Raw genomic sequence first — 17,371 nt, forward strand, 5'->3', positions numbered from 1 at the left:
CTTCAAAGTACCAAGTTCTCTGTTGGAGCGTATTTTAGTTTTACACTAGCTGTCGTTGTTTTAAGGTGATTACCACCAAAAGACTGCTCAAGTCCTCTTTTAGTATCTTTTACAGGGCTTGGTACGTCAAAATTTGCTACTCCGTTTGTTAATGGCATGCTAAATCCACCTGGCATACCTGAGTCTTTATGCTCATAGTGGCTAAAGTTTGTCTCAAGTGTCAAATTCTCTGTAAGATAAAAATCAAGTCCTAGTGAGGCTAAGCGACGAGAGAATTTACTATCTTTAGCATTCTTTTCACCGCCTGAATAGTAAAAGACACCCCTATATCCAACTTTTTCAAATTTGTTTGAAGTATCAAGACCTACGCCCAAATTTGACCTTGAGCTGTAATCAGTCCAGATAACGTTTTGAAGTGGGACTGGGCGCTTGCGAGAGTAGAGGAAATATCCAGAAGGTGTAGCACCACCATAAAGCGAGCCAGCAAGTCCGTTTTGGATTTGCAAGCTCTCAAACATAGCCATAGGTATAGCTGTGGTTGATGAAGCATAAAAACCATCCCAAAGGACGTTACCTGCGACTGAGCCTTGAAAGCCACGAGTTTGCGGACGACCAACATCGCCACCGCCACGATATTGAATTTGTGCTGAAGGAAAATACCTAACTGCATCTTCAAAACCTTGAACACCTTGATTATCAAGAACCTCTTTTGAGATCGTATTTACTTGATAAGGCATATCTATAACTTTTTTGTCAGCCAAAGGACCAGCGGCTACTCTTTTGCTTAAAATTCCTTCATCGATGCCACTCTCGCTGATGTTGTCACTGACTGAATTTACTTCGATACCCTCAAGTTTTGTCGTTTGCACAGCAAAAACTTGACTTAAAAACCACTGCACATCAAAAGCGCAGCACATGTTGCAACTGAGATTTTGTAACTCAATTTTCACTCCTTTTACTAAAAATTTTACATCTGAAATGTTACTAAAACAAATATTAAATATAATTTATTAATTTATTAAATATTTAAAAATATATTTTATTCAAAAAAGCTGAAATAAGGCATTATGAGAACTATTTTTAAAAAATTTCATAGCTTTGATAAGATAAATAGATACTATAAATATAATTTTTTATATCGACAAGTAATGCTTTAAATTTTAAGAAAAGTAATAATTGATTTTTCTGTTTATAGTAGAATTTTGGCTAAAAATTAGCCAAAATTTATTTTAAAAGCTCTTTTGCGTATTTTAGACCTAGCTCATAAGCTTTGGCATTTGCCTCTTTGACCTTAGCTGGCACGCTTGCTAGCATCTCTTCACGCACTAAATTTTCATCCATGCACTTGCTCATCGCCACAGCCACGCCAAGAGCCACAACACTTTGAGTGATAACATTTCCGACCTCGTCTTTTGCGATAGAGATGATAGGGATTTCATAAATTTTCCAGCGCTTTTTATCCTCATCGCTTACTTTTACCAAATTTGGCTCGACAACGATCGCACCGCCCTCTTTCACTCCACTTTTAAAGGCATCGTAGCTTATCTGCGCAGTTGCTAGCATGAAATCTATCTCGCCCTCGTTTGCATAAGGATATAAAATCTCTTTCTCATCAAGTATGATATCGACCTTTGTTGGGCCACCACGCACCTGAGATGTGTAGGTAGAGGCCTTGACGCCGTATCCGCCTGCCTTTATTTTGGCAGCTGAGAGGATCTCGCCTGCTAGTATGACGCCCTGTCCGCCAACGCCAACAAATCTTAATTGTGACTTCATGCTAGCTCCTCAAAATTTATCGCTTCATTGCTCATGGCAGCCTTTCTTACCATGTCGTAAGCCTTGGTGTATTCGATCTTTTCTTCATCTTTATGCAGAACACCAAGTGGGAAAATGCCCTTTTTCTCCTCATCACTTAACATGTCAAATTTAACCTTGCTAGTCGTGCGGCCCTTTATCCACTCTAAATTTTTCACCGCTTCGCCCATTTTATTTTTGCGACCTAAATTTATATGGCAGTTTGAAAACACATCGAAAAAGCTGTATCCATCGTGGCTAAAGCCCTCTACAAAGAGCTTTGTAAGCTTCTCTGGCTCGATGACGCTACCACGCGCGACAAAGCTAGCGCCTGCGGCAGTTGCGAGCTTACAGGCATCAAAGCTAGGATCGATGTTGCCATACTGCGCTGTGACCGTCCACATGCCCTTTGGCGTGGTTGGGCTGGTTTGCGAGTTTGTTAGCGCGTAGATAAAGTTGTTTATCAGGATGTGATTTAGCCCGATATTTCGGCGGCATCCATGTATCGTGTGGTTGCCTCCGATCGCCAGTCCATCACCATCGCCAGTTACAACAATGACGTGCTTATCTGGATTTGCCATCTTTACGCCAGTGGCGTAGGCTACGGCTCTGCCGTGAGTTGTGTGGATAGTGTTGCAATCTAAATATCCACTAAAGCGGCCAGAGCAGCCTATGCCTGAGACTACGCAAACGTCGTTCATATCCCAACCCATGGTGTCGATAGCGCGGATGAGTGCCTTTAGTATGACGCCGTCGCCGCAGCCCCAGCACCAAAGAGTAGGCATTTTATCTGTTCGTAAATATTTATCATAATTAAAAGCCATAAATTTCTCCTATCTTCGCCTCGATCTCGCTTGGGCTTATCGGTCTGCCGTTTGCTTTTAGCAGTGTTGCAAAGTCATCTCTTAAGATGATCTTTGAAATTTCGCCACTATATTGACCTAAATTTAGCTCGCAGACCAAAATTTTCTTAAATTTATCTGATATCTCTTTTAGTTTTTTAGCTGGAGCTGGAAAGAGTGTGAGTGGCTTAAATAGCCCTACTTTTAGCCCTTTTTCACGTAAATTTAATATCGCTTGCTTGGCTGAGAGAGCCACACTACCAAAGGCGATGATGCAAATTTCTGCATCTTCAAGCATAAACTCTTCAAATTTCTCGCACTCATCTACGTGTAAATTTATCTTATTAAATAGCCTATTTATCGAGTTTTCAACGATCTTGCCATCTTCTGTTGGAAAGCCAGTAGCGCCGTGATGAAGCCCAGTTATGTGGTAGTGATAGCCTTTAAAGAAAGGATTTAGCGTGGCTGGCGCGTCTGGTGCCGCCTCGTAGGGTTTATACTCTTTTGGCTCACCAATAAATTCTTTTCTTTTATAAATTTCTAGCTCGCTAATTTCTGGCAAACGCACCTTTGCTTGCATGTGTCCTATCGTCTCATCAAGTAGTAGCATAACTGGTGTCATAAACCTAGCAGCGAGGTTAAAGGCACGCACTGTTTGCGTATAGCACTCCTCAAGGCTGCTAGGAGCCAAAACTATCATATTTACATCGCCATGAGTTGGGTTTTTAGCCTGCAAGATATCGCCTTGTGCGACGCGGGTTGGCAAGCCAGTTGAAGGGCCGCCGCGCATGACATTTACGATGACAAGTGGTATCTCAGCGATAAAGCCAAGGCCTATTTGCTCAGCCTTTAGTGAAATTCCTGGACCTGAGCTTGCAGTCATCGCCTTAGCGCCACTCGCACTTGCGCCAAGAGAAACTGAAATTCCAGCTATTTCATCTTCCATTTGTATAAATGTACCGCCATGTTTTGGCAAAAGCACGCTTAGCTCGTGGGCGATCTCACTGCTTGGAGTGATCGGATATCCACCAAAGAAGTTACAGCCGCACTCGACCGCAGCCCTTGCTACTAGGGCATTTCCAGTTGATACTAGCTCTCTCATGCGCTCTCTCCAAGCTTTGCAAATTTATTTGCCTTTACAGCAGCAGCTCGCTCTTTGCTCTCAGGCGTTAGCTTTGCAAATTTAAAGCCTTTTTCAGCCACATAAATGGCAAAATCAGGACAGTGAAGCTCACAGTCGCGACAGCCTATGCATGAGTCAGCATAGACGACCTCTATCATCTTACCAAGCACTGCTTTTGGCTCAAGCCTCATCGCTAGCACGCCTGCTGGGCAGTAGCTCACGCAGACATCACAGGCCTTACACCTGCTCTCATCGACCCAAACAGGTACATTTTCTTTTATTATCATCTATATTCCTAATCCAAACTTTCTTTTAAAAATTTAATGTTTTTTCTAATATCAGCTTCGCTTTTACTTAGCTGCTCTTGCTCACTTTCATTTATATTTAGCTCTAAAATTTCTTTTAAGCCCTCGCGTCCAAGCCTTACTAGCCTGCCGCAACTTAGCTCATCATCAAGAAGCACGCTAGCACTTAAAATTTCATCACTCTTGCCCATGATCGTTTCACACATCTTCACAACTGCAGCCGCTGGTGCATAGTAAGCTGAAGTGCCAAGAAGCTTAACGATCTTTGCGCCACCTGTGCTTGTCTCTTTTTTAAGAATTGCCAACTCATTTTCGTTTAAATTTTCGCTGATATTACTAGCAGATACGATCATCTCGTCGTTGTGAGCGCCAATTATCTTTGTCTTTAGCTCTTTTGCATCTTTATCTTTTAGAATTGCTAGCTCATATCTGCATCTTGCCCCATCTAGTTCACCAGCCATGCCGATCACTTTATTTTTGCTAAAACCACTAAATTTATGAGCCGTCCAGACCATCACATCAAGCGGATTTGTCACGACGATTATCACCGCATTTGGTGCAAATTTTGCGATATTTTGAGCCATTTGTTTTACAACAACGGCATTTTTAAGGAGCAAGTCCTCTCTTGTTTGACCCTCTTTTCTTGGGCTTCCAGCAGTTACCACTACTATATCACTGCCCTCTATTAGCATAAAGTCATCGCCACCGCAAACGGTAGTTTTAGCATTAAAAACGCAGCTTGACTGCGCTAGATCGATAGCCTTTGCACGTGCCACGTCACCAAATATATCCACAAGCGCGATCTCATCGCAAACCTCCCTCATACAAAGCGCATAAGCTATGCTTGCACCGACGTTTCCAGCTCCAACTATACTTATTTTCATTTTCTCATCCTATTATTTGATTTAAAATTTTACTTGGTCTCATGACCTCATTTGCCCTCACTTCATCTGGCAAATAATATCCGCCAAATTCCACGCTAGCACCATCATTTTGTCTTATCTCTTTTAAAATTTTGCTCTCATTTTTCTCTAGCTCGTCTACTAAATTTTCAAAAATTTTACTTAAAATCCCGCCACTTTTTGCCATCTCTCTTGCCCAAAAAAGTGCCAGATAGAAGTGTGACTCCCTAGTATCAAGAGTGGCATTTGGAGTTTTGTTTTCGTCTAGATAGCTAGCAACCGCTCTATTTAGCGCATCACTTAGCTCTTTTGCTTCTTTTTTTTGCTTAGCAAATGCCAAGTGCTCGAGTGAAGCACTAAGCGCTAAAAACTCACCCAAGCTGTCCCAAAGTAGGTGATTTTTCTCTTTTAGCTCTTTTACGAGCGTCGGAGCCGTTCCACCAGCACCTGTTTCAAACATTGCCCCACCAGCAAGTAGTGGCACGACTGAGAGCATTTTTGAGCTACCACCTAGCTCAAAGATCGGGAAAAGATCAGTTAGATAGTCTCTTAAAACGTTACCAGTTACACTTATTACGTTTTTGCCAGCTCTTATTGCTTGAAGCGATTTTTTAGTTGCTTGCTCATAGTTTAAAATTTCAAATTTTAAGCCAGCGCTAGCAAATTTCTCTCTAAATTTTTCAAATTTAGCTATCAAATTTCTATCGTGAACACGGCTACTATCTAGCCAAAATATAAGCTCATCTTTTGAGATTTCGCCTCTTTTTAAAGCAAGCTCGAACCACGCATTTATCGCATCATCCTTTGCCTGAGTCATCCTAAAAATGTCGCCCTTTTTGACGCTAAATTTAAAGATACTCTCACCAGCCTCATCAAAAACTACAAATTCTCCATCTTCTTTTGCGATGAAAGTCTTATCGTGGCTGCCGTACTCCTCAGCCTTTTTAGCCATGAGCCCCACGTTTGCTACGCTACCGATCTTGCTCACATCAAGCGCGCCATGCTCCTTAAAGTCCGCTACACAAGCCTCATAAACCCTAGCGTATGTTTTATCTGGGATCATGCAAAGCGAGAAATTTAGCTCGCCACTTCTATCTTTTACCTTGCCAGAGTTTCTAATGAGCGCAGGCACGGAGGCATCGATGATGACGTCATTTGGCACATCAAAGTTGCTGGCATTTTCATTTAGCGCCCAAATTTTTGCTTTTTTGCTCAAAATTTCATCAAATTTAGCCAAAATTTCATCTTTATTTTTAAGAGTTGAAATTTTAGAAAACATATCTTTTAAACCATTTTTTGCCTCAACGCCGTGAGCTTTAAACTCCTCATCAAACAGCTCAAAAACCTCTTTAAAATAGCTCTTTATCGCATGAGCAAAGATGACTGGGTCACTAACCTTCATCATCGTGCATTTTAGATGCAGACTCAAGGTCAAATTCTCCTTTTTTGCCTCGTCAAAGCAGCTTTCATAAAATTTATCTAGCTCATCTACGCTTAGATATGCCGCGTCTACGACCTCGCCACTTTGAACGGCAAGCTCTTTTAAAAGCTCTTTTTTGCCATCTAAACTTATAAAATTTATATAAAATTTCTCATCCTTACTAGCGATGATTGAGCACTCATTCTCATAAAAATCACCCTTTTGCATGTAGCAAATTTTTGTCTTATTTGTCTTGTCCCAGTCGCCGTTGCTGTGAGGATGCTTTTTGGCAAATTCTTTAACTGGTGGCAAGACTCTTCTATCTGAGTTTCCTTGTCTTAGCACTGGATTTACTGCACTTCCTAGTACTTTTTGGTATTTTTTAGCAATCTCTTCGTCGTAGTCAGTGATGATCTCATCTGGATAAAAAGGCACGTTTATGCCTTTGCTTCTAAGCTCCTCAATAGCCGCTTTTAACTGAACGAGCGTAGCTGAGATGTTTGGCAGTTTTATGATATTTGCCTCTTTGTGACTGGTAAGCTCACCCAAAAGTTCTAGCTCATCGGCCTTATTTAGTCCAAGCTCCTTGCTAAAAAGAGATAAAATTCTACCAGCTAGGCTAATATCGGCCCTTGTTATGCTAATGTCAGCACGTGATAAAAAGCTCTTTACGATAGGAAAGAGAGAGTAGCTTGCAAAAAGCGGTGCTTCGTCGGTTTTGGTCCAGATAATATCACTCATTTTAGCCCTTTTATTTTTTTAAAATTTATCACTTTCTTTATTAAAATTCGTTGTATTTTAGGCATTTGTCGCAAATTCTAGCTCTATTTTCCTATATTTTGGTTGTGCTCGCTTAAGGTTTTTGAAAAAATGTGTTTTTTCGCCTTTTTGTCAAGCACAAAGTATAAATAATCGCTCTTTGCAGGATTTATCGCCGCTTTGATCGCACTTATTGAGACCGAGCAGACTGGACTTGGCGGAATGCCGTCGTTTAGATAGGTATTAAACTCGCTCATATCGCTTCTTATACGCTCAGCCGTGATCACATCATGCGAATAAATTCCGTAGTTTAGTGTGCCATCCATCTGCAACCTCATGCCCTTATTTAGGCGGTTATAAATGACTGAGGCGACAAGTGGCATCTCAGCATCATTTGCCGCTTCTTTTTGAATGATCGAAGCGATCGTTAAAATTTTAAACCATTTTTTCTCGTTGTATTCACCAAAAATTTTATTGCTAATATCACTTTGAGCCTTTCTTGATGAATTTACAAGATAAAAAGCAAGGTGCCTTTCGCTGATACCTATTGGGATTTTGTATGTATTTGGCATCAAAAAGCCATCACTCACTGGAGCAAGAGCGTTATATTCGCTATTTAGCTTAACTGGGTCAAGTCCTAGCTGAGCAGCGATCTGGTTTAAAAAAACGATAGTCGTTTCGCCTGGTATTAGCGTTATCTCGGTTAAAGCTGCTTTTGATTTTGCAAGTTTTTTTAAAAAATCAACCCTTGAAATTTTGTCTTGGCCGATCTCTATCCAGCCAGATTGTGGAGAGCCGATAAAAAGTATGGCGTATTTGTCTATCACGCTTAAGTTAAAGTTGCGATTAGCTAAATAAGATATAATCTCGCCCACACTTCCCTTTGGTATAAAAACGACCTTGCTTGTGTTTATAGGGCGTGCCAAATAGACAAAAATACTTAGGAAAATGATGGCTACGATATCAAAAAAAATGTCTAAATATGGCTTTTTCATAAAATTTTTTATCATCTTGATTCTTTCATTTATCTTACTTTTAAAATACGGCATAAAAATTAACGATTTCGAGTTTTACGGCGTAAAATTGGAGCAATTATATATAAAATTAGATAAAAAAATAATTGCAAGAGCAAAGCAGATAAGGCTTCCAAATTTTAAGAAAGAGAGCAAGCAAAAAAGCAGCGATGAGCGCCTTTTAAATCTTAGTAAAAGCGTAGATTTTATAGATACGATTTTTCAAGAAATTTCACTTGAAAATGTGCAAATAGGCGATGATTTTAAACTAAAAATTCTATTTTTAGATGATATATTTTTTGTTGATAGCCCTTATTTAAATGTGGATATTAAATTCCAAAACGAACAGCAAGACGGAATAGATCTTTTTAGCGTTAGAAATTTAAGCTTTAAGGATTTTAACGTCAGCATTAGCGGCGAAGGGAGTGCAGATTTTGATAAAAATGACTATAAATTTGAAGGAAATTTTACCTCTCATGAGCTGCACGGTAAGCTAAATTTTGCTCTAAAAGATACATTTTTAACTTACAAAGCTTATGATGTCGAGGCTGGAAGTATCAAAAACTTCATTGACGAGCTTGACAGACGCATAGAGCTAAATAGTGAAGTTAAAAACTGGATATATGGATACATCGTTGCTGATGATTACGAGTTAAAAGAGATAAACGGCAAGGTGGATCTAGCCAAAAATGACTTTTATCTAAATGATCTAAATGCCACCGCAAATACTAAAAATTTGCTCGTTAAATTTGAAAAAGGCTTGCCAGCCGTAAATGTAGGCGAGGCAAATATCACACTTAAAAACTCAAAGCTTAAATTTGATCTTATTTCGCCTATTTACAAGGGCAAAAAACTTGATGGCTCAAGCGTTGCGATAAACAATATCTTTGATGAGAAAAGCGCAAATTTAGAGCTACTTATAAAGACAAAATCGATCTATGATGAAGCTATAAATGAGATATTAAAAGCCTATAAGATCATCGTGCCAGTAAGGCAGCTTAGCGGAAAAATGGATGCTAGCTTAAAAATTTTAATAAAACTAGACGAGAAAAGCTTAGAAAATTTTGATGAAAAAAGCGTCATTGCAAATGGAGAATTTAAGCTAAGTGATGCGGTTTTAGAGATTGCTGGAAGTAAATTTAATACCAAAAATGCTCTCGTAAAGCTCATAAATACGACAAATTTAAGCATCGATGCTACTGGCTTTGGGCTTGAGTTTTTTAAAGCAAATGCTAAGGCTGATATAAATTTACAAAAAAGTACTGGCGATATAAAAGGCGTGATAGAAAGCTTTGATCTAAAAGAAAAAAATGATGAAATTTTAGCCTTTAAAAATGAGCCATTTAGCGCATTTTTGGACTTTGGCAAGGCTGATGAAACTTTGCTTAAGATAGAGCCATTTGGGCTTGATATGAGCTTTAGCAGTGAAAGTAAAATATCAACAAAAAATAGTAAATTTTTCATAGAGAGCTCGCCTGTTTTAAAGCAAAACGGCGTGCATGGTTTTGATGAACTTAGTATAAAAAGCAAGGATTTTACTGATCTTGAAATTTTTGCCAAAGAGGCAAACTTTGATTTGCCGTTTTTAGATAAAAATGGCTCAAAGTATGAAAACGATGATCTTAAAATTTTAGTCTCAAAAGCTGGTGTGAAGGTAGATAGTGCAAGTAAAAAGCTAGACCTAGACATAAAAGAAAAAGCCATAAACGTAAAAACTCAAGATCTAAATTTGCTAGTGCTTGACGATAACAAAACCAGCGAGCAAAGCACGCCGCTTGAGCTTTTAGCAAAAAATGGCGATATCATTTTAAGGGATCTAAACAAGACCTTGCCATTTGCTAGCTTTAGCGCCGAGAAAAAGGGCAAAAGCACCTCGCTAAATGGGCTAGCAAAACAAGGAAGAGTTGGCTATTTTAACGATGAAAAGAGTATAAATTTAGACGCAACCGACATAAGCGGAGAATTTATCAACGACCTTTTTGGCATCAAGAGTTTTGAGGGTGGTAAATTTCGCCTGAAACTACTTGGAGAAAACTCTAAGAATTTCAAGGCAGAGGTGAGATTTTTTGATACTTTTTTAAAGGATTATATCTTTTATCAAAGACTGCTTAGCTTTTTAAACTCGGTTCCATCGCTTCTTAGCTTTAAAACGCCTGACTTTAATGACAAGGGCTTTACCGTTAAAAATGGTAAAATTTTACTCACTAGAAATGGCGATATGATCGAGTTTTTAGCGATTGAAATGATAGGCACAAGTGCTGATATCGGCGGGCGTGGCACGATCGATCTAAAGAGTAAAAAGATAAATATCGACCTTGAGCTAAAGCTACTAAAAGACGCTAGCAGTATCATTGATAAAATTCCACTGGTAAATCAAATAATCCTTGGCAAGGACCGCTCGCTCTCAACCGTCATCGCCATACGTGGCACTACCGATAAGCCTGAATACTCGACACAGATCTTGCAAGACGCCTTGCTTTCGCCACTAAAGATAATAAGAAACGTGATTCAGGCTCCGTTTTTGATATTTGAGTAGTTTAAATCTACAACGCACGAAAGTTATAGAAAAATTATTGGCTGCTTCTAAAGCCAAGAGTGGCGCTCATTTTTGATTAACTATACTAACCTCGGTTCGTAAAGCGCGTAATGCTTAAATTTTACTAGTCAAAAGACATCAAAAGCTAAAGATCAAGGCTTTGATAGCTCTATTTTTTGATACTACAACTATTAAAATATTTTGATAAAAAACATAAAATTTTACATATAAAAATATGTAAAATTTACTTCATCTCAAGGCGCATGAGATACATCTCCTCGCCGTCAGTCACCTTTAAATTTTGGCTCTTACACTTTGGGCAAGTAAAGTCATTTTCGCTAAGCTCCCCGCCAAATCCACAATCCAAACACTCGATCACAATGCCTTGTAAATTTATCACAAGCTCAGCATTTTCGCAGATCGTGCCAGCCTTATAAACATCAAAGGCGCTCTCTAGATAGTGTGGCTCCACTCCGCTTAAACGGCCGACCTTTATCTCGATCTTGCTTATCTCTTTGGCGTTTTCTTTGGCTGCGTTTTTTTCACAAAGACTAACTAAATTTTGAACGATGCTAAGCTCGTGCATTAGCATATCCTTGGCAGTAGCTCGCCCTTTGGCGGCTCGAGAAATCTTCTTGATTTATAGGCGTTTTCGATGATAACACGCTCGTTTTTAGCTTCCAAGACCTCACCTATTATCATCGCGTTTTTATCAAATTCTCTTAAAATTTTAAGCGCGTCCTCAGCCTCGCTCTCATCGACAGCCATCACAAAAGTGCCCTCATTTGCAAGCTCATAAGGCTCAAAACCAAACAGCTCACAAACGCCCATCACTTCGTCAGCTACCTTTATATTTTCTTCAAAAACTAAGATGTCAAATTTACTAAATTTAGCCCACTCATTTAGCACCGCACTTAGTCCGCCCCTTGTCGCATCACGCATGCATTGCGGCTTTATGCCAGCACTAAATAGCTTTAAAGCGACCTCTTTTAAGCTCTTGCAGTCACTTTTTAGATCAAGTCCGAGCTCAAATTCTTCTCTTGCTGCAAGTACTACGCCGCCGTGCCTGCCAACATCTCCAGAGATTAAAATTTTAGCACCTGCTTTTAAATTTTTAAGCTCCACGCCTTCGCAAACTATCTCACCGATACCAGCCGTGTTTATGAAAATTTTATCGCATTTGCCTTTTGGCACGACCTTTGTATCACCACAAACTACGCTTACGCCACTTTCTTTACAAGTTTTTGCAAGCGAGCCAAGCACACGCTCGAGCTCCTCTATACTAAGCCCCTCTTCGATTATGAGCGAACAGCTTAGGTATTTTGCGCTTGCACCAACCATCGCAAGGTCATTTATCGTGCCGCAAGCTGCGATCTTGCCGATGTCACCGCCATTAAAAAAAATGGGAGTTACCACAAAGCTATCAGAACTAAAAGCGATTTTTCCGTTTAAATTTAGTATCGCTGAGTCGTTACTCTGCCTTAAAATTTCATTATCAAAAATTTTAAATATCGTCTCATTTATAAGCGAGTTCATCTCCTCGCCGCCGCCTCCGTGGCTTAGCATTATCTTTTTCATTAAATTCCCTTAACCAACTCTTGCGTATTTGAAATACGCCGCACAAGCGCCCTCGCTTGAGACCATGCACGATCCTATCGGATTTTGCGGGTTACAAACTTTGCCAAAGACTTTACACTCTGTTGGCTTTGCTAGCCCTCTTAAAATTTGCCCACAAATGCAAGCCTTGCTCTCGCCCGCACTCTCTACGTTGCAGTCAAACTGCACTCTGGCGTCAAGATAGGCAAACTCATCTTTTAGCTTCATGCCACTTTGTGCTATCTCGCCAAGGCCTCTCCAGACAAAGTCGCACGGCTCAAAGTACTTAGCGATGAGCTCTTTTGCCTTGAGGTTGCCCTCTTCTTTGACCGCCCTTGCGTACTCATTATAGACTTCATAAGTGCCTGCGTTTTGCTGACGGACTAAATTTAGCACACTTGCCATGATGTCAAGCGGCTCAAAACCGCTAATGGCTATCGGTCTTTTAAATTCGCTCGCTAGCTCTTTGTAAATTTTACTTCCAGTGATGACACTTACATGGCTTGGGCCTAAAAATGCGTCTATCCTCACGTTTTCATCGCTCATTATAGCTCTAACTGGAGCTGGAACGGTTACATGATTTATGTGAAAGTATAAATTTTTAATGTCCTCTTGCACCACTTTTTCAACCAAATTTGCGCTCATTGGCGTTGTCGTCTCAAAGCCTATGGCAAAAAATATGACCTTTTTATCTGGGTTTTGCTTAGCTATATTTAGCGCATCAAGTGGCGTGTAAAGTGCCCTTATGTCATGCCCCTCGCCGCGAAGCTTTTGCAAGCTTGTCTTTGAGCCAGGCACTCTTAGCATGTCAGCTAGCGTGCAAAAGATCACATTATCCATGCTAGCAAGCTTACAGGCCTCATCTATGCGGCTCTTTGGCATCACACATACCGGACAGCCTGGGCCGTGGATGAAATTTATATGCTCTCCAACCAAGCTTGGCAGTGCAAATTTCATAATGCTATGCGTGTGGCCGCCACAAATTTCCATGATATTTAGGGACTTTGTGCTCTCTTTTTGGATGAGCTTTGAAAGGGCTAGGATTAAATTTTTATCGCGAAAGTCATTGATAAGATCCATCAAATTTTCCCCGCGTTCATATCATCAGCGATCTTTTGATAGACCTCTAAACTCTCAAGCGCAAACTGCGTATCGATCTTTTGCATAGCGTATCCTACGTGGATTAGCACATATTCGCCAACTTTTACCTCTTCAGAGATGAGATCTAGGCTTACCTTTCTAGTAACGCCCAAAGTCTCAACGGTAGCAACGTTATTTTCATCTATTTCTATTACTTTTGAAGGGATCGAGAGGCACATTATCTTAGCTCTTTTTTAAATTCCAAATAACTTATCCATTTGTCGATTCCTTCGCCTGTTTTGCTATCTATCACAAAGATATCGACCTTTGGATTTAGCTTTCTAGCGTCGTTTTTCACTCGCTCGATATCAAAGTCAAAGTGCGGTGCAAGCGAAGCTTTTGTGATAAGAAGCACATCAGCAGCCCTAAACATCACTGGATATTTGCTCACCTTATCATCGCCCTCTGGTACTGAAAGAAGCACAGCGTTAAAATGTGAGCCAACGTCGTAGCTTGCAGGACAGACTAAATTTCCAACATTTTCTATAAAGACTAGATCAAGCTCGTTTAGGGGCAGGTGATGAAGCCCTTCATGCACCATAAATGCGTCCAAGTGACAGGTCTGACCTGTACTTATCTGATGAGCCTTTGCACCAGCTTTTACTATGCGATCAGCATCTTGATTTGTCTCCAAATCGCCCTCTACAACGCCTATTTTAAACTTACCAGCCTTTATCGTAGCCTCTAAAAGTGTAGTTTTTCCAGCGCCTGGGCTACTCATCAAATTTACGCAAAGTATCTTTTTCTCATCAAGATGAGCTCTGTTGTGGGCGGCCTCTTTGTCATTTTCAGAGAGAATTTTCTCTATCACGTCTATAGTTTTGCTCTCGTTTAGCACAGGGTGTGCGTGAGCCTCGTGGCTATGTTCGTGCGCATCATGAGCGTGATCTGTATGTCCATCATGAGTGTGTGGGTGCGAGTGAGTGGTGCCATCAGCGTGAGTGTGAGTGTGGGCGTGATTACCCATTGAACAACCGCAATCTTTACACATTTTTTCATCCTTTTTTATTAATTTATGGAGATTTTAACTCTTAAATTTAAAAATAAAATTAAAATTTAGGAGTTTTTGCAAATAGATCAAAATTAATTAATTTATTTAAATTTTTATTTAAATTTTTATTTAAATTTAAAAATATAAATGAAATTTACACAAGAATTTTGACTAAATTTACTTTACTCTTTTTGCCTAATCTCATCCAACTTATCAAAATTTTCATCACCGAGTAGTTTTTTACTATTTTTTTGGGCATTCTTTTGGATTATTAGATCCTTTAGTCTAGCTTTGCCATTATCCATCACCATCAAAACCGCATACGCATCAACGTCTTCTTCTTCTCTCATTTCATCTTCGGTATTAGCTGCACTATCAGGTGACATATAAAAGTGCTCTATGCCATATTTTACGAGCGAGTAGCCATCATATCTACCAGCTAAAAACACTCCATTGTCTGGCTTGCTTATACTAAATTTTGCAAAGCTGTAAGTGCCATTAGTATCTGGCTTTAAAATAGCATAAACTCTAGCCCCATCTCTTACTCTCTCATCGTATTGGTCGATATAGCGGTCATCTTCATCATTTTCGTCAAAATTTCTTGAATGAAAATTTGAAAATTCATAGTTTAAATCAACATAATTTCCGCGAAAAAGATCTCTTGGATCATAAAGATTAACCCTTACTCTTACCTCTTGCCCAAAATAAAGTGGCATAAGTGCGTAGCCAAGCATAATGCCAATAAGCAAAATTTGAAAAAACACAGCTACTATTAATACTTTTATCTTCATTTTTTACGTCCTTTTCTAGCGACAACTAGCACTATGAAAGCAAACACCATAAATAGTGCCGTAGCACCAATATAATCACCTATGAGTTGGAAATACCTCACGGCTGCAACCAAAAATATCATACAAAGACCAAGTTTTAACTCACCCTTTTTGATAAGAACCGCAGCTGTTATGATATTTGCAAGCGAAAAAAATATATTTGCGTAGCCAGGACCGTAGCTAAAGACAAAGGGTAACGACACGAGCAGCGCCCCAAGTAGCAAACCACTCTTGTTTTTTTCTTTAAAAAATAGTGCAAAATAAGCAACACTAAATAAGATAAAGACAAAGCCAAAGTTGCTTTTAAAAAATGACTTCACAAACCAAAGCTTTTCATCGTAAAGCTCAAATAAATTTCTTTCTTCAAATAAAAATAGACAAAATAGCAACACAAAAACGCCAAAATTTTTACCAAATTCTTTTGTAAATGCGCCAAGCCCTACTCTAAATTTATCTAGTAGCGGCGAAATACTAATAAGCAAAAGTGCATAAGATAGCGACACGATCGCAACCATCGGAAGTCCAAACAAAAATCCATAATCAAATATCGCCCTAAGACCACTAATGTAGCCGCAAAATGAAATGATGTATATAAAGATATCTATAAAAAGCACAAAAGCAAGCCATTTTGAGTCGTCTTTGTAAAGCGTATATGCGCCAAGTACTATAAAAATGATAAAACCAAAACCAAAGTCGCCCTGATAAGCTATCATAAAAAACCAAACTGTTGCAAAGATAAGGCTTTGGGCTACTAGTACACCTTTTTTACTAGCAAAAGAAACCGCAAACGCTCCGATACTCCAAAGCAAGATACCACCGCTTGGCTCATCGCTAATGTTATAAATTTGAGCAATAAGAGCAATCGCTGCACCAAAGCAGAAATTTCCAAGAAATAACATCGCCGTTGATAGATTTTCCTTTCCCTTTACGAGATAGTAAATTCCACCAAAATTTACAAGCCCAAGCACAAACAATACAAGTGCTAAACGTCCTAGTCTTGGTATCTCTTCCCAATTTGCACCAACGAGCGTAAAAAAGGCTAGCGCAAAAAAGAGATATGCTACGAGTTTTAAGACAAAACTTATCTTGTCACTATGGGCATCAGGGTCGATGTCATATAAATTTGCTATTTTTATAGCGGTCTCTTTATCGACTATGCCATCACTTTGCCACCGATCCAGCTCTTTTGCTAGAAAAATTCTATTTAAAAAGTTCATTATTCACACTTTCTTTTATAAGATATACAAAACACCAAATTTCTAGCCAGTACCTTAAATACCGTATTTATGTCCATTGACACTGCCTTAGTCTTTCAACAAAAAATATAATTGTGATTTAAAATATAAAAAAATACAGAAGCTAAAATGCCACCGATGATAAAAATTTTTAACAAGGTAGCTTGGGCCAGACTCCTAAGCTTTGCTTTAAAAATTTCTCGCTTAAGTCTAAACCCAAGTAAAAAGAAAAAAACGGCCATCAAACTATCATTTACCAAAAGGATAAGGGGCCTTTGTATCGGCGATTTACCAAAATTTAGCCTTGTATCGATTTGTAAAAATGAGTTATAAAAACTGCTTAAAAAAACATTTTCAAAGATAAATGCTACTAAAGTAGCAGCGATAATAAAAATACCACCGCTAGCTTCACCTATAAAAAAATCCCAAAAATTCCTAAAACCCATAAAGACCCTTAAAAAACTAAAACCTAGGAATAGCTGCCCTTGTGAGTTTAGAAAATTTTACGCCCTTTAAGCCGGCGATCCTTTCAGCAAAGCGTTCAATTTTGCCCGCCTCGCCTCTTATTGAAATCGTTTCTAAGCAGTTATGATGATCGACATGAACATGGTTTGTGCAGATGATTTTCACATCAGAGCTATGCTCTATATCCATCTTTTTATTCACCAAATCGTTGTGATGATGCATATAAATGAGCGTCAAAACCCCGATCAACTCCTCGCTAGCGTCTTTCCAGCTATCACTTACGATCTTTTCACGTATCAAATCTCTCGTAAATTCGCTCCTAGAAGCATAGCCTTGTTCGCTAACCTTTTTATCTAGTTCGTCTAGTAACTGACTAGGTAAAGAAACACTAAAACGTATAACACTATCCATTTTCTGCTC

At 39.3% G+C, this 17,371-nt stretch carries 18 protein-coding genes; 1 reads left to right on the forward strand and 17 read right to left on the reverse strand.

The window, feature by feature from the left end:
• Positions 1–2: 2 nt before the first annotated feature.
• From B9N66_RS09910 to mltG, 8 genes are all read right to left on the reverse strand, one after another.
• The gene (locus tag B9N66_RS09910; protein ID WP_257639775.1) at positions 3–917 is read right to left on the reverse strand and encodes a TonB-dependent receptor; all 915 of its coding nucleotides are present in this window, start codon (positions 915–917) and stop codon (positions 3–5) included.
• A gap of 307 nt (positions 918–1,224) precedes the next feature.
• Positions 1,225–1,776 (reverse strand): 2-oxoacid:acceptor oxidoreductase family protein, encoded by a 552-nt coding sequence (locus B9N66_RS04770; protein ID WP_087580111.1) that lies wholly within the window; start codon positions 1,774–1,776, stop codon positions 1,225–1,227.
• Complete coding sequence (locus B9N66_RS04775) at positions 1,773–2,618, reverse strand: 2-oxoglutarate ferredoxin oxidoreductase subunit beta (RefSeq protein WP_087580112.1); 846 nt, start codon at positions 2,616–2,618, stop codon at positions 1,773–1,775. The genes B9N66_RS04770 and B9N66_RS04775 overlap by 4 nt, the downstream gene beginning before the upstream one ends.
• On the reverse strand, positions 2,608–3,738 hold the full coding sequence (locus B9N66_RS04780; protein ID WP_087580113.1) for a 2-oxoglutarate synthase subunit alpha: 1,131 nt from the start codon (positions 3,736–3,738) through the stop codon (positions 2,608–2,610). Before B9N66_RS04780 ends, B9N66_RS04775 begins: the two co-directional genes overlap by 11 nt.
• Positions 3,735–4,046: a 4Fe-4S dicluster domain-containing protein gene (locus tag B9N66_RS04785; protein WP_021091402.1), complete on the reverse strand. Its 312-nt coding sequence runs from the start codon at positions 4,044–4,046 to the stop codon at positions 3,735–3,737. Before B9N66_RS04785 ends, B9N66_RS04780 begins: the two co-directional genes overlap by 4 nt.
• 8 nt (positions 4,047–4,054) lie before the next feature.
• Positions 4,055–4,948 (reverse strand): lactate/malate family dehydrogenase, encoded by an 894-nt coding sequence (locus B9N66_RS04790; protein ID WP_087580114.1) that lies wholly within the window; start codon positions 4,946–4,948, stop codon positions 4,055–4,057.
• Positions 4,949–4,952: 4 nt separating this feature from the next.
• The gene (locus B9N66_RS04795) at positions 4,953–7,127 is read right to left on the reverse strand and encodes an NADP-dependent isocitrate dehydrogenase (RefSeq protein WP_087580115.1); all 2,175 of its coding nucleotides are present in this window, start codon (positions 7,125–7,127) and stop codon (positions 4,953–4,955) included.
• An 83-nt stretch (positions 7,128–7,210) separates the two neighbouring features.
• The gene (gene mltG, locus B9N66_RS04800; protein ID WP_087580116.1) at positions 7,211–8,155 is read right to left on the reverse strand and encodes an endolytic transglycosylase MltG; all 945 of its coding nucleotides are present in this window, start codon (positions 8,153–8,155) and stop codon (positions 7,211–7,213) included.
• A gap of 73 nt (positions 8,156–8,228) precedes the next feature.
• Here mltG and B9N66_RS04805 point away from each other — a divergent pair, with 73 nt between their 5' ends.
• Positions 8,229–10,694 (forward strand): YhdP family protein, encoded by a 2,466-nt coding sequence (locus B9N66_RS04805; RefSeq protein ID WP_087580192.1) that lies wholly within the window; start codon positions 8,229–8,231, stop codon positions 10,692–10,694.
• A gap of 244 nt (positions 10,695–10,938) precedes the next feature.
• On the opposite strand, the gene hypA is transcribed toward B9N66_RS04805, so the two are convergent.
• From hypA to nikR, 9 genes are all read right to left on the reverse strand, one after another.
• The gene (gene hypA, locus B9N66_RS04810) at positions 10,939–11,280 is read right to left on the reverse strand and encodes a hydrogenase maturation nickel metallochaperone HypA (protein WP_087580117.1); all 342 of its coding nucleotides are present in this window, start codon (positions 11,278–11,280) and stop codon (positions 10,939–10,941) included.
• On the reverse strand, positions 11,280–12,272 hold the full coding sequence (gene hypE / locus B9N66_RS04815) for a hydrogenase expression/formation protein HypE (protein ID WP_087580118.1): 993 nt from the start codon (positions 12,270–12,272) through the stop codon (positions 11,280–11,282). The genes hypA and hypE overlap by 1 nt, the downstream gene beginning before the upstream one ends.
• 9 nt (positions 12,273–12,281) lie before the next feature.
• Complete coding sequence (hypD, locus tag B9N66_RS04820; RefSeq protein WP_087580119.1) at positions 12,282–13,370, reverse strand: hydrogenase formation protein HypD; 1,089 nt, start codon at positions 13,368–13,370, stop codon at positions 12,282–12,284.
• On the reverse strand, positions 13,370–13,609 hold the full coding sequence (locus tag B9N66_RS04825; protein WP_054196671.1) for a HypC/HybG/HupF family hydrogenase formation chaperone: 240 nt from the start codon (positions 13,607–13,609) through the stop codon (positions 13,370–13,372). Before B9N66_RS04825 ends, hypD begins: the two co-directional genes overlap by 1 nt.
• Positions 13,609–14,421 (reverse strand): hydrogenase nickel incorporation protein HypB, encoded by an 813-nt coding sequence (gene hypB / locus B9N66_RS04830; protein ID WP_002941014.1) that lies wholly within the window; start codon positions 14,419–14,421, stop codon positions 13,609–13,611. The genes B9N66_RS04825 and hypB overlap by 1 nt, the downstream gene beginning before the upstream one ends.
• A 182-nt stretch (positions 14,422–14,603) precedes the next feature.
• Positions 14,604–15,212, reverse strand: a complete 609-nt coding sequence (locus B9N66_RS04835) for a GDYXXLXY domain-containing protein (RefSeq protein ID WP_087580120.1) — start codon at positions 15,210–15,212, stop codon at positions 14,604–14,606.
• On the reverse strand, positions 15,209–16,468 hold the full coding sequence (locus B9N66_RS04840; protein WP_087580121.1) for a DUF2157 domain-containing protein: 1,260 nt from the start codon (positions 16,466–16,468) through the stop codon (positions 15,209–15,211). The genes B9N66_RS04835 and B9N66_RS04840 overlap by 4 nt, the downstream gene beginning before the upstream one ends.
• Before the next feature lie 95 nt (positions 16,469–16,563).
• Positions 16,564–16,932: a Na+/H+ antiporter NhaA gene (locus B9N66_RS04845; RefSeq protein WP_087580122.1), complete on the reverse strand. Its 369-nt coding sequence runs from the start codon at positions 16,930–16,932 to the stop codon at positions 16,564–16,566.
• 16 nt (positions 16,933–16,948) lie between these two features.
• Positions 16,949–17,362, reverse strand: a complete 414-nt coding sequence (nikR, locus tag B9N66_RS04850; protein WP_021091291.1) for a nickel-responsive transcriptional regulator NikR — start codon at positions 17,360–17,362, stop codon at positions 16,949–16,951.
• Positions 17,363–17,371: the final 9 nt, after the last annotated feature.

The sequence above is a fragment of the Campylobacter concisus genome (genome assembly GCF_002165775.1).
In the GTDB taxonomy this organism is placed as follows: domain Bacteria; phylum Campylobacterota; class Campylobacteria; order Campylobacterales; family Campylobacteraceae; genus Campylobacter_A; species Campylobacter_A concisus_E.